The sequence below is a fragment of the Clostridium rectalis genome, assembly GCF_900626095.1.
Classification (GTDB): Bacteria; Bacillota; Clostridia; order Clostridiales; family Clostridiaceae; genus Clostridium_AS; species Clostridium_AS rectalis.
The window spans coordinates 298,725-324,511 of sequence record NZ_UYZZ01000001.1; the positions used below are offsets into that span (position 1 = coordinate 298,725).

Annotated in this window: 27 protein-coding genes; 24 read left to right on the forward strand and 3 right to left on the reverse strand. The window is 29.1% G+C overall.

Annotation, left to right across the window (positions count from 1 at the left end):
- The first annotated feature begins 194 nt into the window (after positions 1-194).
- Positions 195-3,662 (forward strand): 5'-nucleotidase C-terminal domain-containing protein, encoded by a 3,468-nt coding sequence (locus EJL03_RS01305; RefSeq protein WP_125152161.1) that lies wholly within the window; start codon positions 195-197, stop codon positions 3,660-3,662.
- 25 nt (positions 3,663-3,687) lie between these two features.
- On the opposite strand, the gene EJL03_RS01310 is transcribed toward EJL03_RS01305, so the two are convergent.
- Both EJL03_RS01310 and EJL03_RS01315 read right to left on the reverse strand, forming a co-directional pair.
- Entirely contained in the window at positions 3,688-4,554 is an 867-nt protein-coding gene (locus EJL03_RS01310; RefSeq protein ID WP_125152162.1) for a formate/nitrite transporter family protein, read from the reverse strand.
- A gap of 217 nt (positions 4,555-4,771) precedes the next feature.
- A complete protein-coding gene (locus EJL03_RS01315; protein WP_125152163.1) occupies positions 4,772-6,475 on the reverse strand; it encodes a homocysteine S-methyltransferase family protein in 1,704 nt (567 codons plus the stop codon).
- A 192-nt stretch (positions 6,476-6,667) separates the two neighbouring features.
- On the opposite strand from EJL03_RS01315, the gene EJL03_RS01320 reads away from it, so the two are divergent.
- Positions 6,668-7,174, forward strand: coding sequence for a gamma carbonic anhydrase family protein (locus EJL03_RS01320; RefSeq protein ID WP_125152164.1), 507 nt, complete (start codon positions 6,668-6,670; stop codon positions 7,172-7,174).
- A gap of 79 nt (positions 7,175-7,253) precedes the next feature.
- Complete coding sequence (locus EJL03_RS01325; protein WP_125152165.1) at positions 7,254-7,595, forward strand: single-stranded DNA-binding protein; 342 nt, start codon at positions 7,254-7,256, stop codon at positions 7,593-7,595.
- Positions 7,596-7,713: 118 nt separating this feature from the next.
- Here the strand turns inward: EJL03_RS01325 and EJL03_RS01330 are convergent, their stop codons facing one another.
- Positions 7,714-8,586 (reverse strand): DegV family protein, encoded by an 873-nt coding sequence (locus EJL03_RS01330; RefSeq protein ID WP_125152166.1) that lies wholly within the window; start codon positions 8,584-8,586, stop codon positions 7,714-7,716.
- A gap of 196 nt (positions 8,587-8,782) precedes the next feature.
- Here EJL03_RS01330 and EJL03_RS01335 point away from each other — a divergent pair, with 196 nt between their 5' ends.
- The 21 genes from EJL03_RS01335 to EJL03_RS01435 all read left to right on the forward strand — a co-directional run bounded on the left by EJL03_RS01335 (position 8,783) and on the right by EJL03_RS01435 (position 25,773).
- Complete coding sequence (locus EJL03_RS01335) at positions 8,783-9,667, forward strand: flagellin N-terminal helical domain-containing protein (RefSeq protein ID WP_125152167.1); 885 nt, start codon at positions 8,783-8,785, stop codon at positions 9,665-9,667.
- A gap of 537 nt (positions 9,668-10,204) precedes the next feature.
- On the forward strand, positions 10,205-10,606 hold the full coding sequence (gene flgB, locus EJL03_RS01340) for a flagellar basal body rod protein FlgB (RefSeq protein ID WP_125152168.1): 402 nt from the start codon (positions 10,205-10,207) through the stop codon (positions 10,604-10,606).
- A gap of 16 nt (positions 10,607-10,622) precedes the next feature.
- Positions 10,623-11,057, forward strand: a complete 435-nt coding sequence (flgC, locus tag EJL03_RS01345; protein ID WP_164508969.1) for a flagellar basal body rod protein FlgC — start codon at positions 10,623-10,625, stop codon at positions 11,055-11,057.
- Positions 11,058-11,065: 8 nt separating this feature from the next.
- Entirely contained in the window at positions 11,066-11,371 is a 306-nt protein-coding gene (gene fliE, locus EJL03_RS01350; RefSeq protein ID WP_125152170.1) for a flagellar hook-basal body complex protein FliE, read from the forward strand.
- A 15-nt stretch (positions 11,372-11,386) separates the two neighbouring features.
- The gene (gene fliF / locus EJL03_RS01355) at positions 11,387-12,958 is read left to right on the forward strand and encodes a flagellar basal-body MS-ring/collar protein FliF (RefSeq protein WP_125152171.1); all 1,572 of its coding nucleotides are present in this window, start codon (positions 11,387-11,389) and stop codon (positions 12,956-12,958) included.
- A gap of 6 nt (positions 12,959-12,964) precedes the next feature.
- Positions 12,965-13,987, forward strand: a complete 1,023-nt coding sequence (gene fliG / locus EJL03_RS01360) for a flagellar motor switch protein FliG (protein ID WP_125152172.1) — start codon at positions 12,965-12,967, stop codon at positions 13,985-13,987.
- Positions 13,971-14,750: a FliH/SctL family protein gene (locus tag EJL03_RS01365; RefSeq protein ID WP_243108590.1), complete on the forward strand. Its 780-nt coding sequence runs from the start codon at positions 13,971-13,973 to the stop codon at positions 14,748-14,750. The genes fliG and EJL03_RS01365 overlap by 17 nt, the downstream gene beginning before the upstream one ends.
- Positions 14,751-14,776: 26 nt before the next feature.
- On the forward strand, positions 14,777-16,087 hold the full coding sequence (gene fliI, locus EJL03_RS01370) for a flagellar protein export ATPase FliI (RefSeq protein WP_125152173.1): 1,311 nt from the start codon (positions 14,777-14,779) through the stop codon (positions 16,085-16,087).
- Positions 16,088-16,111: 24 nt separating this feature from the next.
- Positions 16,112-16,549, forward strand: a complete 438-nt coding sequence (gene fliJ / locus EJL03_RS01375; RefSeq protein WP_125152174.1) for a flagellar export protein FliJ — start codon at positions 16,112-16,114, stop codon at positions 16,547-16,549.
- Between the two features lie 5 nt (positions 16,550-16,554).
- Positions 16,555-17,958 carry a flagellar hook-length control protein FliK gene (locus EJL03_RS01380; protein ID WP_125152175.1) on the forward strand — a complete coding sequence of 468 codons (1,404 nt, stop codon included), beginning with the start codon at positions 16,555-16,557 and terminating at the stop codon, positions 17,956-17,958.
- Between the two features lie 10 nt (positions 17,959-17,968).
- Positions 17,969-18,571, forward strand: a complete 603-nt coding sequence (locus tag EJL03_RS01385; protein ID WP_125152176.1) for a flagellar hook assembly protein FlgD — start codon at positions 17,969-17,971, stop codon at positions 18,569-18,571.
- Between the two features lie 16 nt (positions 18,572-18,587).
- Complete coding sequence (locus EJL03_RS01390; protein WP_125152177.1) at positions 18,588-18,983, forward strand: TIGR02530 family flagellar biosynthesis protein; 396 nt, start codon at positions 18,588-18,590, stop codon at positions 18,981-18,983.
- Positions 18,984-19,065: 82 nt separating this feature from the next.
- Positions 19,066-20,073 (forward strand): flagellar hook-basal body complex protein, encoded by a 1,008-nt coding sequence (locus EJL03_RS01395; protein WP_125152178.1) that lies wholly within the window; start codon positions 19,066-19,068, stop codon positions 20,071-20,073.
- A 134-nt stretch (positions 20,074-20,207) separates the two neighbouring features.
- Entirely contained in the window at positions 20,208-20,417 is a 210-nt protein-coding gene (locus EJL03_RS01400; protein WP_125152179.1) for a flagellar FlbD family protein, read from the forward strand.
- Positions 20,414-21,244 carry a motility protein A gene (locus EJL03_RS01405; RefSeq protein WP_125152180.1) on the forward strand — a complete coding sequence of 277 codons (831 nt, stop codon included), beginning with the start codon at positions 20,414-20,416 and terminating at the stop codon, positions 21,242-21,244. The genes EJL03_RS01400 and EJL03_RS01405 overlap by 4 nt, the downstream gene beginning before the upstream one ends.
- Positions 21,237-21,977 carry a flagellar motor protein MotB gene (locus EJL03_RS01410; RefSeq protein WP_125152181.1) on the forward strand — a complete coding sequence of 247 codons (741 nt, stop codon included), beginning with the start codon at positions 21,237-21,239 and terminating at the stop codon, positions 21,975-21,977. Before EJL03_RS01405 ends, EJL03_RS01410 begins: the two co-directional genes overlap by 8 nt.
- Positions 21,974-22,480: a flagellar basal body-associated FliL family protein gene (locus EJL03_RS01415; RefSeq protein ID WP_125152182.1), complete on the forward strand. Its 507-nt coding sequence runs from the start codon at positions 21,974-21,976 to the stop codon at positions 22,478-22,480. The genes EJL03_RS01410 and EJL03_RS01415 overlap by 4 nt, the downstream gene beginning before the upstream one ends.
- A gap of 26 nt (positions 22,481-22,506) precedes the next feature.
- The gene (locus EJL03_RS01420; protein WP_125152183.1) at positions 22,507-22,863 is read left to right on the forward strand and encodes a flagellar biosynthetic protein FliO; all 357 of its coding nucleotides are present in this window, start codon (positions 22,507-22,509) and stop codon (positions 22,861-22,863) included.
- Positions 22,856-23,635: a flagellar type III secretion system pore protein FliP gene (gene fliP / locus EJL03_RS01425; RefSeq protein WP_125152184.1), complete on the forward strand. Its 780-nt coding sequence runs from the start codon at positions 22,856-22,858 to the stop codon at positions 23,633-23,635. The genes EJL03_RS01420 and fliP overlap by 8 nt, the downstream gene beginning before the upstream one ends.
- Before the next feature lie 9 nt (positions 23,636-23,644).
- Entirely contained in the window at positions 23,645-23,914 is a 270-nt protein-coding gene (fliQ, locus tag EJL03_RS01430; RefSeq protein ID WP_125152185.1) for a flagellar biosynthesis protein FliQ, read from the forward strand.
- Between the two features lie 29 nt (positions 23,915-23,943).
- A complete protein-coding gene (locus EJL03_RS01435) occupies positions 23,944-25,773 on the forward strand; it encodes a fused FliR family export protein/FlhB family type III secretion system protein (RefSeq protein ID WP_125152186.1) in 1,830 nt (609 codons plus the stop codon).
- The last annotated feature ends 14 nt before the right edge of the window (positions 25,774-25,787 follow it).

A 25,787-nucleotide genomic window follows, 5' to 3' on the forward strand; every position in this document is an offset into this window, starting at 1 on the left:
AAAGGGCATATAAGCATTAGCTTTATATGCTCTTTATTTTTCTAGAACGATTATTAAGATTTTTTTGCTTTAGATTTATAAATAAAATGTATTAGTTTACACTATAAGGTAAATGTTGTATAATATTGCTATGACTTATGATAAATTATGAAATAAAATAAAAAAATGTAAAAGTAGTAGAAAGGGGAGGTTATATGTTTAATAAGTTAAGAAAATGGACTTCTTATTTGGTAGCTATATTTATGATGTCTGGAATTCTTATGCCTTTAAATGTAGAGGCAGCTACTAAGATAGTGAATATTCAAATAATTGCCACTAGTGATACCCATGGAAAGTTCTTGCCTTATGAATATGCTACAAATTCGGAAAATAATTCTGGTAGTATGGCACAAATTGCTACTGTAATTAAAAAACTTAAAAGGGACAACCCTAATACTATAGTAGTAGATGCAGGAGATACTGTTCAAGATAATTCAGCCAGTTTATTTTTAAATGACAAAATTCATCCTATGATTTATGCTATGAATGAAATAGGATATGATACTTGGACTTTTGGAAATCATGAATTTAATTATGGTATACATACATTAGAAAAAATATCATCTACATTTAAAGGTACATCTTTATGTGGAAACGTTTATAAAAAGAATGGGGAAAGACTAGAAAAACCATATAAAATTATAGAGAAGGCAGGAGTAAAGATAGCTATAGTAGGAATGACTACTCCTAATATTACAAAATGGGATGTAGAAAATTTAAAAGATTATAATGTTAAAGATCCTATAAAAGAAACTAAAAAAGTTATATCAGAAGTAAAAAATAAAGTTGATGCAATAGTTGCAGTGGTTCATATGTCGGAAGGAGAAGAATATAATAATAAAAGCTCTTCTGCTATAGAGCTTGCTAAATTATGTCCTGAACTATCTTTAATAGTTTCAGCCCATGAACATAAACCAGTGGATGGTGTAAAATACAATAATACATTATTAGTAGAGAATAAAAACCTAGCTCAGACATTATCAAAGATAGATATAAAGTTTACTAAGAAAAATGGCAAGTTTGTAATACAAGATAAGTCTAAGGATATTTCATCTAAGATTATATGGATTCAGGACCAGGATACAAAAACTATAAATTATGAAAAGGATAAAGAATTAACAGATAAATTAATGCCTTATCATGAAAGGGCTTTACAAGATGCTAATAAAATAATAGGGGAATTAAAAGGTGGAAATTTAATTAAAGATGATGAAATAAAAGGGATTCCAACCTCTCAAATAGAGGAAAACCCTATGATTGATTTGATAAATAAGGTTCAAATGCATTATGGTAATGCAGATATATCTGCGGCGGCAGCTTTTAGATCAGATGCTAATATGAAAGAAGGTAAAATAAAAAAAAGTGATACATCTTTAATATATAAGTATGATAATACTTTATATATACTAGAGATTAATGGTAAGCAATTAAAACAGTATATGGAATGGTCTGCAAATTATTATAATACCTATAGAACTGGAGATTTAACTATATCTTTTAATGAAAAAGTTAGAGGATATAATTATGATATGTTTTCAGGAATTAAGTATGATATAGACATTTCCAAGGAACCAGGAAAAAGAATTGTTAATTTGAGAAAAATGGACAACTCTCTAATAAAAGATACAGATGTTTTTAAATTAGCAATAAATAATTATAGAGCTAATACTCATTTATTAAATCCTAGTGCAGGTATATTTAAAGAAGGAAATATGCCCAAAGTAATAGCTAAGGATATTTATAATGGTAAAGCAATAAGAGATATGATAGGTGAATATATTATTAATGAGAAGAATGGGGTATTAACCCCAGAAAAAAATCAAAATTGGAAAATTATTGGTAATAATTGGAGTGAACCAAAGAGAAGGGATTTAATTAAATTTATTAATGAAGGAATAATAAAAATTCCTAGGTCTAAAGATGGAAGAACTCCTAATGTGGCAGCTATTACAGAAAGTGAGTTAGAAGATGCTAAAAATACTAAGATCATTAATATAATATCTTTTAATGATTATCATGGAGTAGTAAAGGAGTCAGGAAAGGATGTAGGGATTGCTAAATTTGTGGACGCTATCAAAAAAGATAAAAAAGAAAATAAAAATACAATAGTTGTAGGGGCAGGAGACTTATATCAAGGAACAGCATTATCTAACTTAAATTATGGTGCCCCAATAAATGAAATGGTAAAATCTATGGATATGGTAGTTTCTGCAGTTGGAAATCATGAATTTGACTGGGGAACAGAAAAAATAGCTAAGTGGGCTGATGAAGGAGAGTTTAATTTTTTAGCCTCAAATATCTATAGCAAAAAAACAGGAGAACCCGTAAACTGGGCTAAACCTTATAAAATTATAGAAATAGATGGTGTGAAGATAGGATTCATAGGCCTTGCCACTCCTGAAACTGAATTTAAAAGTAAACCAACCAATATTAAAGAGTTAGATTTTAAAGATTTTAAAGTTGCAGCTAAAGAGTGGACAAGAAAATTAAGAAGTGGGGAATTAAAGGAAGGTAAAGCGGATGTAGTAATAGCATTAACTCATTTAGGATCTATACAAGATAAAAAGACAAATATTATTACAGGGGAAGCAGAAGAACTTGCTAAGGCTAATGTAGGAGTAGATGCTATAATTTCGGCTCATACCCACGAAGTGGTTTGTGGAAAAGTTAATAAAATTCCTATAATACAGTCAGGAAAGAATGGAAGAAATTATGGGAAAATGAGAATAGCTTTTAATACTAAGACTAATAAAGTGAATGTAAAATTGCAGGTAGTTGATTTAGCATCACAAGTAAAAACTTTATCTGAGGATGAAATGGGAAAAAGTATAGTTAAAAAATATGAGGAAGCTTCTAAATCAAAATTAGATGAAATAGTAGCAGTAACAGATAAGGAGTTATCCCATGACAGATACGGTGGTCCATCAATTCTTGGGGAATGGGTTTGTCAGGTTATGGCTAAAGAATCTAATGCAGATATCGCTTTAACTAATGGTGGTGGATTAAGATGCCCTATAGAAAAGGGAAATATTACTGTTGGGAAATTATATCAGCTAATGCCTTTTGATAATACATTATATACAATGGAACTTAAGGGATCTGAATTAAAAAAGATAGTCGAAAATGGGATAGGAAATGATAATAAAGTAGGATGGATTGCAGTATCAGGGATAAAGGTTAAATATGATTTAAGTAGACCTTTTGGAAATAGAATATATGAAATGAGATTATGTGATGATTCAAAGGTTGATATGAATAAATACTATAAGGTAGTAACTAACGATTTTATGGCTGCCAATGGAGACAATTATGATTTTACAGCAGCTAAAAACTTGAGAGATACTAATTTACCTATAAGGGATGCTTTAATAAAAGAATTAAAATTTGTTGAAAATCTTTCAGTGAAAAGAAAGAACTACTTAACTGAAGGGAAGGCATCTAATAATAAACCAGAATTAAAGCCATCATCTAAAAAAGTAGTTTATACAGTAAAGAAGGGAGATTGTTTATATTCTATCGGAAGAAAATTCAAGGTAGATTATAAAAAAATAGCTAATGAAAATAAAATTATAAATATAAATTTAATTTTTGAAGGCCAAAAATTAATAATACCTATAAGATAAAATAAAACCTTGCTTATGCAAGGTTTTATTTTGTTTCTATATTAGAATTTAAATTTACAATTTTTTCATTACACAAATTTTTTCTGTATACCGACCAATATAAAGTGGCAACTAGAACACTACCTCCAACTATATTACCTAAAGTTACCCATAGAAGATTATGGGATATATTTAACATGTTTATATTCGAAAGTTGGTTAATATTTAAAGAAAGGTTGGTTAAATAATTAGGATTGTTTTTAGCCAAAAGTCCAATAAACAAAAAATACATATTAGCTACACTATGTTCAAACCCAGAGATAACAAAAGCCATAATAGGAAACCATATTATAGATATTTTACTTATAATATCTTTGGCTGCAAAGGAGCCCCACACAGTTAAGCAAACAATAAAATTGCATAATATTCCACTGAAGAATGCTTTGGAACTTGAAAGTATACTTTTGGTATAGGCGGTTTTTATAGCAAAGCTCCCTAATTTACCAGAGTTTACATCTAAAGAACCACTATAATATATTAATAAGACTATTAATAAGGAACCTACAAAATTTGCTATATATACTAAAATCCAATTTTTCATCATTTCTTTAAAAGTAATTCTTTTTTCTAAAACAGCGGTGACCATTAAAGAATTACCAGTAAAAAGTTCAGCACCACAAATTATAACTAGCATCAATCCTACAGGAAAGATCATTCCAGCCAATAGTTTTGAAATAGAAAAATTTGTGACATTATGAGAGACTATAGCTGAAGAAAAACCACCTATGGCAATAAAGGCACCAGCTAATATACCGAGTATTAACATTTGTTTAGAAGATAGATTAGCTTTAGATATAGCTGAATTAATATTTTCTTTACATAAATCATTTGGCTTTAACATTCTTTTTTCCATGAAAATCCCCCTTTGTATTATTGCAAATAGTACTTTGAATTACAAAAAAATTATAATAGTGAAAATTAATATATATTTTATTATATTAGCATAATAAGGTCTTGTCAAAATTTTCAGTAAATTATCATTGTAGAGTTTTACTATAATAAAGCTATTTTAGTATATTAAAATGAACTGTCTAAAGAATTCTCTACAAGACAGTTCAGCTGGTTTTAAACTATATAAACTTTCTATATTTATCTATAAAATTCATACAGCCTTCATCTAAATTGCTAAGAACTTTAAAACAGTCTATTGTTTCCATTATATCTTTTGAGCTAGTATCCACAATAACTGCATCAACTCCATAGATTAAAGCTGCTGCTAAAAATGTTCTATTTAAACTTTTTCTTAAGGGAAGTCCAAAGGAAACATTACTTATACCAAGTACCGTTTTTACTTTTAATTTTTCCTTAACCATTTTTAATGATTTTAAACATTCTAAAGTTTTTTCTTGATATACTGATGTTGGTAAAACAAGGCAATCTATTAATAAGTCTTCTTTAGGAATACCATAGGATAATGCGCAGGCAACCATTTTTTCAGCTATTTTAAATCTATCTATAGCAGTTGAAGGTATGCCATTTTCATCTAATGTTAAGCATATAATACAAGCACCATATTTTTTTGCTAAAGGAAATATTCTTTCCATTACTTTTAATTGCCCATTTATAGAGTTTATAATAGGCTTTCCATTATATATTCTTAAAGTATCTTCAAATATATTTATGTTGGAACTATCAATTTGTAATGGAATGTTTATTGAACTTTGGATTTCTTTTATGCACTTAAGCATTGAGCTTTTTTCGTCTATTTCAGGTATTGCTACATTTATATCCAATATATCTGCACCAGACTCTTTTTGTTCAATGGCTTCATCAACTATAGTATCTATATCTTTATTTATTAAAGCTTTTTTTAAGTAATCTTTTCCTGTAGGATTAATTCGTTCTCCTATAACTGTCATATTGTTATCTAAAATTACAGTTTTACTTCCAGAGGATACTGCAGAAATATGATTATTCTTTATTTTTTTAAAGGGAATATCTAATAATGCATTTTTTAAGGCTTTGATATGGCTAGGAGTTGTACCACAGCAGCCACCTAATATGGAAATACCTTTTTGTGCGAAGGTTTTCATTATACTTGAAAAGTTTTCACAAGTTATATCATAACTTTGATGGTTTTTATTTAATTTGGGTATTCCTGCATTAGGTTGTACAATTATAGGAATTTCACTGTAATTAATTAGTTCATCAACTAGTGGAATCATATCACTAGGTGTTAATGAACAATTTATACCTAAAGCATCTACACCTAGTCCTTGAAGTACATTTACCATAGTTAAAATATCTGCTCCAGTTAATGTTCTTTTATTTTTATCTAAGGTTAAAGTACAAAATATTGGTAATTTGGAATTTTCTTTTGCGGCTAAAATCGCAGCTTTGGCCTCATATAAATCACACATAGTTTCTATTAGTATTATATCTACCCCAGAGTTATACCCGCAAATAATTTGTCTTTTATATATATTATAGGCATCATTAAAGGATAATTCTCCTAAGGGTTCTATTAATTTTCCAATTGGACCTATATCTAATGCTATTAGATTTTGATTTGAAACTTTTTTTGCTATTTTTACAGCACTGTTTATTATTTCTTCAACAGAATAATCATACTTAGATAATTTTAATTCATTTGCTCCGAAAGTATTGGTGGTTATTATATCTGAACCTGCCTTTAAATAAGATCTATGTAAATTCTCTACAACAGTAGGGTTAGTTATATTAAGTATTTCAGGGATTTGACCAGAGTAAGACGAATATTTTTGTAGGTTAGATCCCATAGCACCGTCTAAGATTAAAAAGTTATCTATATCCATATAATCACATCCTTAAAAATTATTTTATATAATAATTATAACTGTTGACAAAGTAAAAATATACAAATAACATATAATAAATTTTGTAAAAGTATAAGTTTGAAAATATAGACTAACATATTTATATAATGTAAAATATTAAATTATTAATATGTTAAAATTTATTAGATTTATTTTAAGGAGTGATAAAATATGATTTATAAATTTAAAAATTTACAGCCCAATATACATGAAAGCTGCTTTATTGCTAAAAGTTCGGATTTAATTGGTAGTGTGATTTTAGGAGAAAATTCTAGTGTATGGTTTGGAAGTGTAATAAGAGGAGATAGTAATAATATAGTTGTTGGAGAAAATACAAATATTCAGGATAATTGCACACTACACGTGGATAGCAATGCTGAGCTTAAAATAGGAGATAATGTAACTATAGGTCATAATGTAATTTTACACGGATGTAATATTGGGAACTGTTCTTTAATAGGTATGGGAAGCATTATATTGAATAACGCTAGAATAGGTGAAAATACTATAGTTGGAGCTAAAAGTTTAGTTACTCAAGATAAAGAGATTCCTTCAGGAGTGCTGTGTATAGGTAGCCCAGCAAAGGTTGTAAGAAATCTTACAGAAGATGAAATAAGAAATTTAAAATATAGTGCAGATCACTATGTTCAATTGGCAGATATGTATAAGAATATTTAAGTCTATGTTTATAAATCTCATTTCTGGATAGAATCATAAAAGAGCGTCACGCTAATAGAAAATAATCAGAGGTGAGAATATGAATAAGGTATTACTTATAGGTAGACTTACAAAAGATTGTGAGGTAAAATATACTTCTCAAATGGGTAATCCATTTTTAAACTTTACTCTGGCGGTACAGAAACCCTATAATAAAAACAAAGAAAATAGAGACGCAGATTTTATACGTATTATATATTGGAAGAAATGGTGTGAATCTTTGGCACCTTATTTAACTAAAGGGAAATTAATAAGTATTTTTGGAAGAATCAGTGTAAAGTCTTTTACAGATAAAGATGGGGAAAAGAAGTTTATGACTGAAATTGTTGCTGAGGAAATACAATTTATAGATTCATCTAGTTCTAAGGAAAAAAGTAGTTAAATTTACATACAGGGTTATGGTTAATAAGAACATAAAAGGTAGGATTTAAAAAGTCCTACCTTTAATCATATTATTATAAAAAATTAATAACTATAAGATTTAATAAGTGCAAATAATATTAAAATATACGTTCTTTTCCTAAAAAGCATATAGAAAGCATGTTTTCTCCTGTATGAGAAGCAAGTACTGGTCCTACATAATTCATTAATACATTCTTTATTTTGTATTCTTTAATTAAAAGTTCTTTCAAATGCAAAGCATCTTCAATACAATCACCATGTGTTATTCCTATAACTTCATTTTCGATATTAGTAAAGTTATCCTCAAATGCTTTTACTAATGACTTAATTGCTTTTTTCCTCCCCCTAATATTATATGGATTTATTAATTCTCCTTTTTTATTTATAAATATTATGGGTTTTATATTTAATAAAGTTCCTATGGTTGCAGAAGTAGAGGACAATCTACCTCCCCTTTTTAGATGCATAAGATTATCTACCATAAACCAATGATTCATTTTTAATATATTTGTTTCTAACCAATATAATACATCATTTTTTGAGGCACCTAATTTTAACATCTCTATAGCTTTGTATACCAAAATTCCTTCACCTATAGAAGCACTTTTACTATCTACTATATTTATATCTGCATTTGGTATCTCTTCTATTATTTGATTTTTGGCTATTAATGCACTGTTTATGCAACCACTAATAGCAGAAGACATACCGATATATATAATTGATTTTCCCTCGTGTACGTATTTTCTAAAAATTTTCTCAAATGTATATGTATTTATTTGAGAAGTTTTAGGCATTTCTCCCTGCCTTAAACTATTATAGAACTTTTTATAGTCAAGTGTATTACCGAAATCGTCTTTAAAATCTCCATAACTTAGGTGGCAAGTTAAGCTTAAATAAGGAATATTATTCTCTTTTATATAACTTAGTGGTAAATCGCAACTAGAATCTGTTAATATTACTATGTCCATTTCATCACTCTCCTTAAAATACAATTGGTATTATTATATACTTATAAGTCTAATTATAAATATATTCTATAAAGTATAAAAGTAGTCCTTTTTATATTATTGAAAAATAGCTTGGAATTTATTATACCACTATTAAGTTTATATTACATAGTACGATAAAAATAAAGAATTAAATTATATATGGAGTGATTAGTAAATGAGATTAAATCATAATCTAACGTCTTTAAATATATATAGAGAGTATGGAAAAAATTTAAAAAGTCAAAGTACAGCTTTATCTAGAATATCCTCAGGATTAAAGATTATAAAATCAGGAGATGACCCAAATAAAATAGCAAAAAGTGAAAGAATGAGGCTTCAGGTAAGAGGGCTTCAAATGGCTCAAAGAAATGTTCAAGATGGAGCTAGTATGATGCAAACTGCGGATGGGGCATTAAGTAGTATAAATTCTATACTATTAAGAATTAGAGAACTATCTGTTCAATCTGGTAGCGGAAGTAATAGTGATTCTGATAAAGAGGAAATAAAAAATGAAATTAATGAAATGGTTGAGACTTACAAGGATATAGTAAATAATACTGAATTTAATGGAGTAAAGCTTTTTAAAAGTGAACAGGAAAAGCCTATGCAGATAGGATCTGATGTGGGAGAAGTAATGGACATAAAATTTTACGACTTATCCGCAGATAAAGTAGGGGTGTATAAACTGGATAATAACGGTACTAAGGTTATAGATGATAATAAAACTTTAGAAAGTCTAAAAAAAATGGATCCTAAGGAAAAAGATTTTGCAAATAGGGCTTTAGAAATAGTTGATGCAGTTTCTGAAAAAGTAGTGGATACAAGAAGTAAATATGGAGCATTGTCAAATAAATTTGAGAGCACCTATAAAAATTTGGGGGAATTTGAAGAGATTACACAAAGAAATGAGAGTAGTTTAAGAGATGCAGATATAGCAGAAGAAATGATGGATTATGCTAAAACTTCTATTTTAATAGATGCTGGTAATGCTATGATGGCACAAAGTAATAAATTTCCACAAGACATGCTTAGAATACTTGAAAATGTAAGAACTAGATAGAGAGTAAAGATAGAGATATATGGTAAAATTATCTCTATCTTTTTATTGTTATATAATATATCAAAAAAATACAAATAACAACAATAATAATACAATTAAATGTTTGATAATTAACATACTTTAATGTAAAATAAAGTTAGTTTATATTAAATGTTTCTATAAATGTCTATATTTATAAAAGTAAAAAGTGTACGAAAATAAAAGTATAAAATAAATTTTAATTTCAATATAAAAAGAATTAAAAACATATAGAAAAAAATGTTCAAATATTGTATAATAATTGTGGTAATGGTAATTTAATATAATTAGTATAAATAAAATGATATACATGAATATTATATTATAAATACAATAAAAATAAAATTAATCTATTATATTACAAATAAACATTTTTATTCATGACGGAATATAGGGTTACATGGGAAAAAATCTATTAAAATGTAATTACATTAAATCTAAAATTTCATAAAAAATAATTTGTTATTTATAAGTATGAACTATTATGAAAAAAATGGCATGTTTTTGGAGGATGATATTATGAAAGTTCAAAATATGGCACTAGATAGTAAAAATTATGATTTAATTAAAAAAGAATTACAGGCAAGCTCTATAAGGGGTAGAGTTATAAGTAATAATTTATCTAATATTAACACTAAAGGATATAAAAGAAGATATGTTAAGTTTGAGGACACATTAAAAGAAAGTTTAAATAATTTGGAATTAAGGACTACTAACAATAAGCATTTAAACACAGGGGAGGATTATGGAAGCATAAAAGTTGAACAGGACAAGGTATCAAGTATGAGGGAAGATGGCAATAATGTGGATTTAGATATTGAAAAGGTGAATCAAGCGGCAAATGCCCTTATGTATAATACTATGATTTCTCAATTAAATAATAGGCTGTCAACTAAAAGATATATTATAAATGGTAGATAGGAAAGGGGATAGAATATTGATAAAAGCATTTAGTGGTCTTAGAATAAGTGCAAGTGGGCTTTCGGCTGAAAGACTAAGAATGGATGTAATATCATCTAATATGGCAAATGTAAATACTACTAGGGGGGAAGATGGGAAAGCTTATAAAAGAAAAGTAGCTATATTTCAAGAGAATCTTGAAAGGGAGATAAATAAAAGTACAGGTACACTAGAGGAAAAACCTTTAGGTGTTAAAGCAGTGAAAGTTGAGGAGGATAAGTCAGAACTTAGAAGAGTTTACGATCCATCACATCCGGATGCAGATGAATCTGGGTATGTACTTATGCCTAATGTTAACATTTTAAATGAGATGGCAGATATGATAACAGCAGCTAGATCTTATGAGGCTAATGTAGACGCTATCAATTCACAAAAGAGTATGTTTGCTAAAGCGTTGGAAATAGGGAGGTAGACGTATAAATGAAGATTAATGAATTTACACCGGACTCTAAAATTTTTGAAAGTAATAGTGTGGGGAATGTTATAAATAAAGAAAATAATGATAGTAATGTTTTTTTTACTATTTTGAAAGATAAATTAAATGAAGTAAATAATAAGCAGATTAGTGCAGAAAAGTTTACTTCGGATTTTATAAAAGGTGAAGATGTAGATGTACATGAAGTAATGATAAACTCGGAGGAAGCAAAAATGTCTATGGAACTTGCAGTTCAAGTTAGAAATAAGATAGTAGAGGCTTATCAGGAGTTGAATAGAATGCAGTTATAGTAAGGAGTGCTAGAAATGAACAAGCTATCCCAATGGATAAAGGGTTTAAAAGAAAAATGGATTGAATTAAGCAAAAAAAAGAAGATAGCTTATGGGGTAATTTTGGCAGGTATAATAGCAGCATTAGTATTTGCAGTATTTTCATTTGGAAAGACTAAATATGCGGTACTTTTTTCAGATGTTGATAAAAATGATACGGGATTAATATACAACAAACTAAAAGAGAAAAAAGAGGATTTTAAGGTGGATGGAAATACTATATTAGTACCAAAGGATAAGGTAGACACCTTAAGAATGGAAATACTTGCAGAAGTACCTATGACAAATGGAACTCAGGGTTTTGAACTTCTTGATAAAAGTAAATTTGGAGCTACAGATGCTGAAATGAAGATTAACTATCAAAGAGCTTTACAAGGAGAATTAGAAAGAACAATTAAAGCTTTTCCGGAAGTGGATAATGTAAGAGTTCATATAGTATTGCCAGAAGATAGTGCTTTTGTAAAAGATACTACCCCAGGAAAAGCTTCTGTAACCTTAAAGTTAAAACAATACAAAAAACTTACGGAAGAACAAGTAAAAGCAATAGTTGCATTAGTATCTGGTAGTGTGAAAAATTTACCTCAAGAAAATGTAGAGGTAAATGATACTAATGGTAGTTTAACAAAGGATTTATTTAAAAAAGATTCAATGGACATGACAGATTCCACTGAGAAACAACAACTTTTAAAAAGCGAATATGAGAAAAAATTAGAAAATAAAGTTTTAAGTATGCTTCAGGCTGTTTATGGTAAAGAAAAAGTAAAAGTAAAGGTAAATGCAGATTTAAATTTTGATGCTGTAAAAAGAGATAGTATTATCTATGATCCTAAAAACGTAGTTGTAAGTGAAAAAAGTGTAAAGGACACTAATAATGCTGAGAAGGATACAGCTAGTGGTAGTCCCGTAGATGATAATATGAGTAATAGAGCTAGTGACAATACGGGATCTGGTTCAACAAGTAGTCATGAGGAAAATACAAAAAACTATGAGGTATCAAGAACAGAGGATAAAACAATAAAGGCTCCAGGAGATGTAAGAAGATTAACAGTTTCTGTACTTTTAGATGGTAATCTAGATAATGCCACAAAAGCCTCTGTAAGTAATGCAGTTATGTCCGCTGTAGGATATGATGACAAAAGAGGAGATACTTTAAGTGTTGAAGGACTTCCTTTTGATACAGCTCAGCAGGATAAGATTAATAAAGATATAGAGGAAATGAAAAAAGAGGAACAAATAAAGAACCGTAAAAAATTATTTGCCATTGTTGGTATAGTAGCTGCTATTGTTATGGCCTGTATAATAGCTTTTATAATATGGAGAAGAAATAATAGAGAAGAAGAGGAAGAAGATACACTTGCCACGCAAGGTTTAGATGTTGTAATTGGTGATGAGGAAGCTAAAAATGAAACACCAAAATTCAAACCTATTGAATTAGATATTGAAAATGAGAAGAGCCATATAGAAAAGGAAATAAGAAAATATGCGGCAGAAAAACCAGATCAAGTTGCCGAAATTGTTAAAGCTTGGTTGGCAGAAGATGAGAGGTGATAGTGAATGGCTAAAGTAGGAGATGGTGAAAAACTTAGTGGGTTTCAAAAAGCAGCAATACTATTTATAACCTTAGGACCAGAAGCTTCTGCAGGAATAATAAAAAAATTACCTGAGGCGGAAATTCAAAAAATAACCTATGAAATAGCAAATATAACATCTGTTAAGTCAGAACAAAAGGAAAGAATATTAGATGAATTTATACAAATGAACAAAGCTAAGGATTACTTAATAGAAGGCGGAATTGAGTATGCAAAAACTTTGCTAGCCAAAGCATTAGGGAGTCAAAGAGCTATGGAAATTTTAGATAAAGTTACAGAAGCTACTCAGCAATTTAGACCTTTTGCTATTGCAAGAAAAGCAGATGCAAATCAGCTATTAAATACTATATCCAATGAGCATCCACAAACTATTGCTCTTATACTTTGTTATCTTCAGTCTGATAAGTCAGGGCAGATTTTATCTGCTCTTCCTGAGGATGTACAGTCAGATGTAGCTTACAGAATAGCTACAATGAGTACTACATCTCCTATGGTTGTTAAGGAGATTGAGAAAGTTTTAGATAATAAATTGTCCTCAGTAGTAAGATCAGATATGAAGGTTATAGGTGGAGTTACTACAATAGTTGATATATTAAATCAGGTTGATAGAACAACAGAAAAGAATATTACAGAAGCGTTAGAAAGAGAAAATCCAGAACTTGCAGAAAAAATTAAGGAATCTATGTTTGTATTTGAAGATATTATTACATTGGATGATGTGTCAATACAAAGAGTTTTAAGAGAAGTAGAAACAAAGGAACTTGCACTTGCATTAAAAGGATGTTCAGAAGAAGTTGCTAATTGCATCTTTAGAAATCAATCCAAGAGAGCTGCTGCTTCCTTAAAAGAAGATATGGAATTTTTAGGGCCAGTAAGGCTTATGGATGTTGAAAAATCACAACAGAGAATAGTCAGTATTATAAGGCGACTTGATGAGGCTGGAGAAATAGTTATATCAAGAGGTGGAGAGGATGCAATCATTGTATAAAATAATTAAAAATACTAGCGTCATAAAACAAGGAAAAACAAAAATACATACAGATTATACTCCACCAGTAGAAGAAGAAGTAGAAGTAATAAGGGAAGTAAATGCTAAAGAGTTTATAAATAGTTATGAAAATTTAGCAAGGACTATGCTTGAAAGTTCTCGAAAGAAAAGTGATGATATAATTGCTAAGGCCTTTCAAGAAGCAGAAAAAATACAGTTAGAGGCATATCCTAAGGCTTATGATAAGGGATATAAGGAAGGAAAAGAAAAAGGATACAAAGATGCTTATGAAGAAGCTTATGTAAAAAATATGGAAAAGTTAGAAGAGGAAAAAACTAAAATCATAGAAAATACTAGAGAAGAAATAAGTACAATGATGAAAAATGCTCGAGAAGAATATTTAAACTATCTTCAGGATAAAAAAGATGAAATAAAGGATACCATAGAAAATATAGTTGAGAATGTATTTCAAAGAGAGATTAAGGATGGGGACAGTTTAAATAGTATGATACTAAATGTATTAGATGATGTGAAAAATTCTAAGACCATAATTATAAGGTGCAATGGAATATACTTAGAAGATATAAAATGTGGAATAGATTCATGGAGACAAAATACAGTATTCAAAGGAGAAATTTTTGTTATATCAGATGAATTTATAGAAGAAGGATCAGCTGTTATAGAAAAAGATAATGGGAAAATAGTTGTAAGTTCTAGTAGGGCACTTGAAAAGGTAAAGCAAATAATAGAAGACTCAGAATAAGAAAGGTTTTAGTTTGAGGTGTTTATATGGATTTTTTAAATCTTCAGTTAATAAATAAAAGAGTTAAACAAACTAATTATTCTTATAGAGAAGGTGTAGTAAAAAAAGTAATAGGACTTACAATAGAAGTAGAGGGGATAAGGGCTTTTATTGGAGAAGTTTGTTTAATTTATAATGAAAGAAATGATACTATAAATTCTGAAGTGGTTGGTTTTAAGGAGGATAATGTAATTTTGATGCCTTTAGGAGAGCTTGTTGGTATAGCACCTGGATGTAAGGTAGTACCTACAGGTGAAGCTTTAAATGTAAAGTGTTCTGAAGAACTTTTTGGGAAAATATTAGATGGACTTGGGCAACCACTTACAGATGAAGAAATTATATCTGGGCTTTACTATAAACTAGATACTGAACCACCAGATCCACTGAAAAGAAGAAGAATAAAGGATGTAATATCTACAGGTGTAAGGGCGATAGATGGTTTTTTAACCTGTGGAGAGGGTCAAAGAATCGGCATTTTTGCTGGTAGTGGAGTAGGTAAAAGCACAACCTTGGGTATGATTGCAAAGTATGCAGAAGCAGATGTGAATGTTATTTGTTTAATTGGAGAGAGAGGAAGAGAAGTAAGGGATTTTATTGAAAAGGACTTGGGAAAAGAGGGCATGAAAAAAAGTATAGTTGTGTGCGCCACATCAGATAAACCTGCTTTAGTTAGACTTAAAGGTGCTTTTGCAGCCACAGCTATTGCCGAATATTTTAGAGACAAAGGGAAAAAAGTAATATTAATGATGGACTCAGTTACTAGATTTGCTATGGCTCAAAGAGAAGTTGGACTTGCTATAGGAGAGCCTCCAGCAACTAAAGGATATACTCCCTCTGTTTTTGCTATGCTACCAAGGCTTATGGAAAGAGCTGGTATGTCTGATAAAGGATCTATTACTGCTTTTTATACAGTACTTGTGGATGGGGATGATTTCAATGAACCTATAGCAGATGCAGTAAGAGGTATTTTAGATGGTCATATAGTATTGTCTCGTAGTTTGGCCTCTAAAAATCATTATCCAGCTATAGATATACTAAATAGTGTTAGTAGACTTATGACAGAAATTGTAGAAAAACAGCACAAGGATAATGTTTCATTAGCAAGAGATTTATTATCAACATATAAAGATTCGGAAGACCTTATAAATATAGGGGCTTACGTATCTGGAAGTAATAAAAAAGTGGATATGTCCATTAAGTATATAGACGAGATTAATAGATTTTTAAGACAAAAGATAGATGAACATACGAATTTTGAAGATACAGTGAAATGTCTTAATAATATTTTTAAAAAATAATAGATGAAAGTTAGTGAGGGTAACATGAAAGGATATAAGTTCAGACTTCAAAAACTTTTAGATATAAGGGTTTCTAAAGAGGAAGAGTGTAAAAGAAGATTCCAAGAGGCACAAAGAAGAAGATTAGAAGTTGAGAATAGATTAAGTTTGCTTAAGGACAATTATAAAAAATACAGTACCATAAATGCTAAGGATTCTATAATTGAAAAAAAAATAAAGCATCAGTATTTAATAGCTTTAAATTCTAGCATTGAAAACACACATTTAGAATTAAAAAATAAAAAAGAGAAGGTTAATGAAGTAAGATTAGATTTAAAACAAAAGCAAATAGACAGAAAAACTGTTGAGACTTTAAAGGAGAAAGGACAGGATGCATTTATAAAAGAGCAAAAATTAATTGAACAAAAAAGCAATGATGAATTTGCATTGTATGCATTTTTAAGAAACATTGAAAGGAGGTGAGGAATATGGAAAGTGTAATGGGTATTATAGGCAATACATCTTTAAATAATTCTAATGAAAAAATGAAAGGAAAGCAAAAATTAGAAACAAGTTTTGTAAAAACACTAAATAAGGTATCTCTAAAAGAAATTAATACAGATGATAGTATTAAGAGTAATTTGAAGTACTCTAAGAAAATATATCCTAATAGTAGTAAAGAAAATGAGGATATTAGTGCTATAAAAGATACATTAAAGAAAGCTGGATTTACCGAAGAAAAGTTAAATAAGATAAATTCTTCTGATGAATGCATAGAGTTATTAGATTCTTCAATAGGGGATATGAGTTTAGATAATTTAACTTTAAATGAGTTATTAAATCTTTTACAATCCTTGTTTGTAAGTAATAATTTTTTAAAAGAGAATGTATCATTAGAATTAAAAAACAATATGGAAAATTTAGTTGATAAAACATTAGATTTTATAAAATCTAATGACAGCTCTAAAAATATTCAAATAAGTAATCTGGGAAAAGAATTAAAAAATTTGCTTAAAAATATGTTAAATGAAAATTCTTCTACAATTCACTTAGAAATTAAAAATCTTTCAGATATTATAGATAATTTTGTGGATACTGCATTTAATAAGGTAAGTACAGAAAAAGAGTCAAAAAATAATGTAAAAAAAATATTAACTGAAATAAAAGCAAGTTTGGGTAATAACTCAAAGATTGAAGATAAGGAAATAGTAGCTAAAAAAGATAATTATATTGCTTTAAGGGATGCTTTAGAAAATAGCAAAAATACAGTTTCTAAAAATATCTATAAAAATCAACAAAAAAATTCATTTTTAAAAGAAGATTTTTCCTCTGAAGAAAAATTTTTAAAAAATATAGTTGTAGAAGAAAAAGAACAAAAGTTTTTGAAGAATGTAAATTTTTTAAGCCAGTTTAATAGAGTGGATAATATAGAAAATTTAAATGTAGAACCACAAGAGAAATTAATTTTAAATAAAGCTACATTAGGACAAGATATAATAAAAACTGTAAAATATATGGAATTAAATAATATAAAAGATTTAACTGTAAAAATAAATCCTAAGGAACTTGGGGAAGTTATAATAAAAGTTACTATGGAAAATGGTGCTTTAAAGGCTGATATATCTGCTAAGAATAAAGAGGCATTTAATTTGTTAAATGCTAATATAAGTGATATTACAAATAAACTTCAGAATACAGATATAAAAATACAAAACTTTACTTTAAGTTTATATGAAGATACTACCTTTTATAAAAAGGATGGAAATGAAAATAATAATGAAAGTAAAGAAAAAGGAAGGAATTCAAATCAAAGATCTATTGAAGGTATTGAGGATATCAATTCCATAGAAAATTTAAGTGAAGATTTAAGCAATGTAAATATTTTAGCTTAGGAGGTATTGAATGCCTGATTCAACTATAAATTCAAAAAATCAATTTTATACTAAACAGACTAATAAGTCTAAAGTAAAATCAAGTGCTGGTAATTATACTGAAAATGGTACTAGAATAGTAAAACCAGGTGGGGAACTTGATAAAAATGCTTTTTTAATGATACTTTCAGCAGAACTTTCTCATCAAGATCCTATGAATGCTAAAGATGGAACGGAATTTGTTTCACAAATGGCTCAGTTTGCAGCACTAGAGCAGATGACAAACTTAAATAGTAATATGAGGTTTATAGGTGCTACATCTTTAATAGGTAAAGTTGTAATGGTAAATAGAGTAGATGAAAATGGGGATTTATATTTTGGTAAGGTTAAAGGTGTGTCAAGGGATAAAGATTCTATTAGAATAAATGTAGTTGTTGGAGAAACTGAAGATGAAGAAGGTAATATAGTAGATGTAATTCAACAGTTTAATTTAGAAGATATTATAGAACTTATTAATAATCCTATTGATGATGGTAAAGATATTGATGATGGACAGGATGATGAAGAAGATATTCATGATGACAATGATGAAAATACTGAAGATATTATAGAGGATAAGAATAAAAAAATATAGAAAAGGATAATTTACTATGGGATACAGGGTTATAAATGGTAAAATTCAATTTTTAGGACAATTTGATTGTAACTATTCTAATAATAAAACTAAAATTACTCAAAATACTGATAAAAATAATTTTTCTAATGTATTAAAAAAGGAAATAAATAAAGAAAATAGTTTTGTTATTTCTAATCATGCATTAGATAGACTAAGAGAAAGAAATGTGTCCTTTAACCAAAATGATATGAAAAACATAAATAATGCTATAAATAAAGCAGTAAATAAAAACTGTAAAGAATCAGTAATATTATACAAGGATATAGCGTTGGTAACCAGTATAAAAAATAGAACCATAATAACTGCTGTAAATAAAAATGAGGGAAAGGACAATGTATTCACTAATATTGATAGCTTAGTAATTATATAGGCAGGACCGTTAGGATGCCTAGTTTTGCGGAATGATAGAAGCAAAACGATTAATAAGAAGAAAGATTTTGGAGGGTTAATATATGTTAAGATCTATGTACTCAGGAATCAGTGGATTAAAAGCAAATCAGATAAAACTTGATGTTATAGGTAACAATATAGCTAATGTAGGAACTACAGCATTTAAGACTCAGAGGGTAAGATTCCAAGATATGTTGAGTCAAAATTTAAGACAAGCAACTGGTCCTGGAACTAATCAAGGGGGAACAAATCCAAGCCAAGTTGGATTAGGAACTCAAGTATCTGGTATTGATACAACAATGTCACAGGGACATTTGCAACCAACAGGGAATGATTTTGATTTTTTAGTAGATGGTAATGGATATTTTGTAGTTGGAAAAGGAGCCACAGGAGATGATGCTGGTGTTACTTTAGGAGAGAATCATAGCATTGAAACAGAGGGAGACGATGGAGAGGATGGATCTTTTGAACTATCTTTTACAAGAGATGGATCTTTTACGTTAGATGAATATGGACAACTTGTTAATTCAGATGGGTTGAGAATTATGGGTTATGCTATAGAAGGTTCTGAAATAACTTATGATGAAAATGGAAAACCACAAATTTCAGAAGCTGCAGATGTAAATTCTGAAGAATTAAAAGCTAATGAAGAAAAATTAGTGCCACTTTGTATACCTGATGAGATTGCAGGACAAAAGGTAAAAAGTTTTTCAGTAGGAAGAGATGGGATTATAAAAGCTAGTTTAGCAGATAATAGAACAGTTGCAGTAGGGCAGATTGCTATGGCCACTTTTAAAAACCCTGCAGGTCTTTCAAAGGAAGGAAAAAACCTTAATACGGCTACAGCTAACTCAGGACAACCAGTATTTAGAAGTGGAATTGGGGCAGAGGAGAATAATAATGAAAAAGGCTTTGGTAATATAGTACAGGGAGCATTAGAATCGGCTAATGTGGATTTAGCAGAGCAATTTACAGAAATGATAGTTGCAAGTAGAGCTTTTCAAGCAAATGGAAAGATAATTAGTACTGGAGATGAAATACTTCAAGATCTTGTAAATTTAAAAAGATAATAATTTAAATTAAAGCTTCGCTTCTAAAGTATTAATTTAGAAGCGAAGTAAAAATTAATTAGAAAACAAAAGAGGGTTTCTCTTTTAATATAGATTGATACTAATGGATAAAGAAGCTAGGGGGGATAAATATTATGATTGAATTGACGGGGTTAAATCATAAAAGATTTATTTTAAATGCAGAACATATTGAAAAGATTGAATCAGTTCCTGAAAGCATTATAACTTTAATTAATGGTAAAAAATATTTAGTTGAAGAAAATATAGATGAAATTATAAACAAGGTTGTAATTTATAAAAGAAAAATATTTACAATGAATATACAGGAGGCATCTGCAAAATGAAGAGAAGAGATATTTTGACAGCTATAGGAGTTATTGCAGGATTTGCAATGATGATATGGGCTATGGCTATGGTAAGTATTACTAAATATGATGTTAAACAATTGAAGCTATTTTGGGATGTATCATCAATAATTATAACCATAGGTGGATCCTTTTGTGCAATGCTTGTTAATTATCCAGCTAATAAATTAAAGAAAATAATAAAAATAATTATAGAGTCTTTTAAAGAAGGCGAAAAGTCTAGTATTGATATAATTCATCAGTTTATAGAGCTTTCTAGAAAAGCTAGAAGAGAGGGGTTACTATCTTTAGAAGATGAAATAAACCATATAGAGGAAGATTTTTTAAAAAAGGGATTACAAATGGTGGTAGATGGTATAGAGCCAGAAACTATAAGAGAAATACTAGAGCTTGAGATATCGGAAATGGAAAGAAGACATAAAATGGGTTCTGATATGCTTAAAAATTGGGGGGCATATGCTCCAGCTTTTGGTATGGCAGGAACTCTTGTTGGACTTATACAAATGCTTGGGAATCTTACTGATTCTGGTCAGATAGCCAGTGGTATGGGGAAGGCCTTAATAACCACCTTCTATGGTGCAATAATGGCATATATAGTTTTTAACCCTATGGCGGCTAATTTAGCTTTAAAAAGTGAAGAGGAAGCTGCTATAAGGGAAATGATGTTGGAGGGAATATTATCTATTCAATCTGGAGTAAATCCAAGAATAGTAGAGGAAAAACTTATATCATATTTATCACCAGAAGAAAGAAAGATATATTCAACAACTGTAGCTTCAGGAGAAGGGGTGTCAGAAAATGGCTAGAAGGAAAAAAAATAACGGGGATGGAGGAAGTACAGGTAATGAATGGTTACAAACATATGCTGATACAGTTACGTTACTTTTAACATTCTTTGTTCTACTATATTCCTTTTCTAGTGTAGATGCTCAAAAGTTTAAGCAAGTAGCTAGTGCTTTTCAAAGTGTACTTATGGGACAATCTGGAGATACTATTTTTGATTTTAACATGAAAAACGGAGAGGTACCTTTAGTTGGAGAAACGGTAAAAATGGGACCTGCCAGTGGCGGACGGGAAAATGAATTGTATGACAAAGTAAGGGAAGCTGTGGATAAAAATCAGCTTCAAGGAGCAGTTAAAATAAAAAATGATAGTAAGGGTGTAATATTAGAGCTTAAAGATAGTATATTATTTGAAACAGCGGAAGCTAATATAAAAGAAGATAGTAAGCCAATTTTAGAGAAATTATATAAGCTTATAGGTACCTTCCCCAATAATATAGTAGTAGAAGGTCATACAGATAATGTGCCTATAAAAAATTACAAGTATGATTCTAACTGGGAGTTATCTACAGCTAGAGCTGTTAATGTATTAAGATATTTTGTGGAGACTAAAAAACAAAATCCTTCAAGATTTACTGCTGCTGGATATGGAGAATTTAAACCATTGTATCCAAATGATACTAATGAGCATAAGGCTAGAAATAGAAGGGTAAATATTTTAATAGTTTCTTTAGAAAAGGAGAATGTTAAGAAATGAGTGAAAAGAATGTAGAAGCTAAAAGTGGGAAATCTTTAAAGATAGTAATCATAATTTTAATAATAATAATAATAGGTGGAGGAGCTTTTGGGGGATATATGCTACTTAATAAGAAGGGAAGTGGCATAAGTAATAATTCTGAACCTGTTAAAAATAACCCAAATGTAAATATAAATGCTAATGGCGTAAGACCAGTAGTATCAGAATATACTTATGATATGGAAGAATTTTTGGTTAATTTAGCAGATGAGGACGGAAAAAGATTTGTAAAAGCTAAAATTTTCTTGGGATATGAGAATAAAAAATTAACTAAGGAAATGGAAAATAAAAAGCCAATTATAAGAGATGCTATAAATAATGTTTTAAGATCTAAAAAGGCTAAAGATATTTCTAATTCAAAAGGATTAGAACAAGTAAAAACAGATATTTTAAATAAAATTAATTTGATGTTTGAAAATGGAAGATGTGATAGTGTTTATTTTAATGAAATCCTTATACAATAGATAATTTATAGAAAGATGGATAAAAAATGGACAGACAGTTTGTAGTTATGATTTTTAAAATATTAGTTTTTTTACCATTCATTTTGCTTATATTTTATATATCTATAAAGTATGGGGGAGATAAACTTCAAAAGATTCAAAATGGACGGTATATGAAAATATTAGATAGAATTTCACTATCAAAAGACAATGCTCTTTTGATAGTGAAAATAGGAGAAAGAGGTTATGTAGTTTCATCTTCTAATGGGAAGATAGAGATATTATTAGAAATTTCTAAAGAGGAACTTTTAAAAGTAGAATCTTCTAAAGAAGTGATAGAGCTTAAAAGTTTAAAGGATATGTACAAAAAACTTATAACTAAAAAGGAAGATAAGTATGAGTAAAAAAATCAATAAAAAATTAATATATATATTAGGAACTTTAATAGTGTTAATGGTTATATTTACTTGCAACAAGGTGTATGCAGCCTCAAACACTATACCTATTCCCAAAGTTAATATTTCCGTAGATGGAGCTGGTACACCTCAAAATTATGTGGATAGCATAAAGCTTTTAATAATACTTACTATATTAACATTATTACCATCTTTTATAATTATGATGACAAGTTTTGTAAGAACTATAGTAGTATTTGGTTTTTTAAGAAGTGCCATAGGAACACAGCAATCTCCTCCTAATCAAGTGCTTATAGGACTGGCATTGTTTTTAACAATATTCATTATGAGACCTGTATATATTGATATAAATTCAAAGGCATTGCAACCCTTTCTACAAAACAAAATTACGCAAGAGAAGGCTATAGAGGAGGGGAGTAAACCATTAAGAAACTTTATGTTAAAGCAAACAAGAAAAAAGGACTTAAAACTATTTATGGAAATAGGGAAAATGGGCAAAGATGTAACAGAAGAAAATGTACCATTATACATAGTAATACCGTCTTTTATGATAAGTGAGTTAAAAACTGCATTTCAAATAGGATTTTTATTATTTGTACCATTTTTAATAATTGATTTAGTAGTATCAAGTGTACTTATGTCTATGGGAATGTTTATGTTGCCACCGGTTATGATTGCACTACCATTTAAATTATTATTATTTGTAATGGTAGATGGATGGTATCTATTAATAAAATCTCTTATTTTAAGTTTTAAATGAGGTGATTAGATGAGTGAAAATATGGTTATAGGTGTAGTAAAAGATGCAATACAAACAGGTCTATTAGTAGCAGCACCCATACTTACAGTCTCAATATTAGTTGGTCTTTTAATAAGTATATTTCAAGCCACAACACAAATACAAGAACAGACATTAACCTTTGTCCCTAAACTTGTGGCTGTAGCATTGGTTGGCTTGTTAACTGGTAGCTGGATGCTTCATCAGTTAGTAAATTTTACTGAGAGGATATTTTCTATTATTTCAAATATTATAAATTAGATGTTTAATTTTAAAAGTAGGTGTTATTTTTGATTAATGTAGCATTTTTTACAGGAGTAATATTGATCTTTTTAAGATTATTAGGATTTTTAGTAATAACACCTGTGTTTTTTCCAAAGGGAACACCGGTAATATTAAAAGTTGGTTTTGCGCTAATATTAGCCTATATGGTTATACCAGGAGTTGATTATTCCACTATAAATAATATAAATAACACATTTTATTTTATTGGTGTTTGTATAAGTGAGATTACTACTGGAATTACATTGGGTTTTATAACTGAATTATGTTTTATGGCAGTTAAATTTGGTGGAAATCTTATGGATCTACAGATTGGATTTTCAATGATGACAATGTTTGATCCTAACTCAAATAGTAATTCTACACTACTAGAAAGATTATTATATTTTATAAGTTTAGTAATTTTTCTCATAGTTGATGGACATCATATGCTTTTATTACAAATAGTAAATAGTTTCAAAGTTGTGAATTTGGGGAAATTTATATTAAATGGTGATTCACCTACAATAGTGATACAAGCTTTTATAGAGTTTTTTACTATAGGGGTAAAAATAGCTATACCTATTGTATTAATAATTATACTTACTGATTTAACCTTAGGGCTTGTAGCTAGGACTGTTCCCCAATTAAATGTAATGATACTTGGATTGCCAATTAAAATATTAGTTGGTCTTGCAAGCTTTGTATTTGCACTACCTATTTTTCTACATTTAATAAGCGATTTATTTTCACAACTACCGGAAGCATTTAAAGGTATATACAAAACAATTCCAATAATAATTATTTTTGCTTCAGAAGAAAAAACTGAAGATGCAACCCCTCATAAGCTTAACGAAGCTAAGAAAAAAGGACAAGTGGCTAAAAGTAAAGAAGTAAACTTAGCTTTGACCCTTTTAGCGGCTACAATGGTATTATCGGTATTTGGCGATTATGTCTTTAGTAGTTTAAAAGACACCATGGTGGCTTTTTTAAATGATTTTATAAATATGGAATTAAATTATGATAATATATTTAATCTTACAATGATTGTAATATTCAGAGTGGGGGTCATAGTATTACCTATAGCGTTGCCAATAATGATTATAGGAGTATTTTCCAACCTATTACAAACAGGTTTTATACATACTAAGGAACCATTGAAACCAGATTTTAAAAAGATAAGTCCTATAAGCGGATTTAAAAGGCTTTTTTCTACTAGAACGGTTATAGAACTTATAAAAGATGTGGCTATTGTAACTGTAGTTGGAGTAGTAGGATATAAGTTTTTGTTAAATAATTATACAACAATTATAAATTTAAATAACTTAAGATTTCCTGTACTTATTGAAGGGATTAGGAAGTTGTCAGTAAGTATATTTTTTAAAGTAACACTTATAATGAGCATAATAGCTTTAGCAGACTTTATATTTCAAAAGAAACAATATAAAAAAGATATGAAAATGACTAAACAGGAGATAAAAGAGGAATTTAAACAAGAAGAGGGAGACCCTCAGATAAAAGGAAAAATTAAACAAAAGCAAAGAGAAATGGCTATGAGAAGAATGATGCAAAGCGTTCCAGATGCTACAGTAGTTATAACTAACCCAACACATATAGCCATAGCTTTAAAATATAAAGATGGGGAGGATAAGGCTCCTAAGGTAGTAGCTAAGGGAGTAGATCATGTAGCGTTTAAAATTAAGGAGAAAGCTAAAGAGTTTAGTGTGCCTATAATAGAAAATAAACCTTTAGCAAGACTTATATACAGTGAAGTAGAGATAGATTCTGAAATATCACCACAGATGTATCAAGCGGTGGCAGAAATATTAGCGATTGTTATGAAAATAAAGAAATCGTAACTTTATTAAGGGGT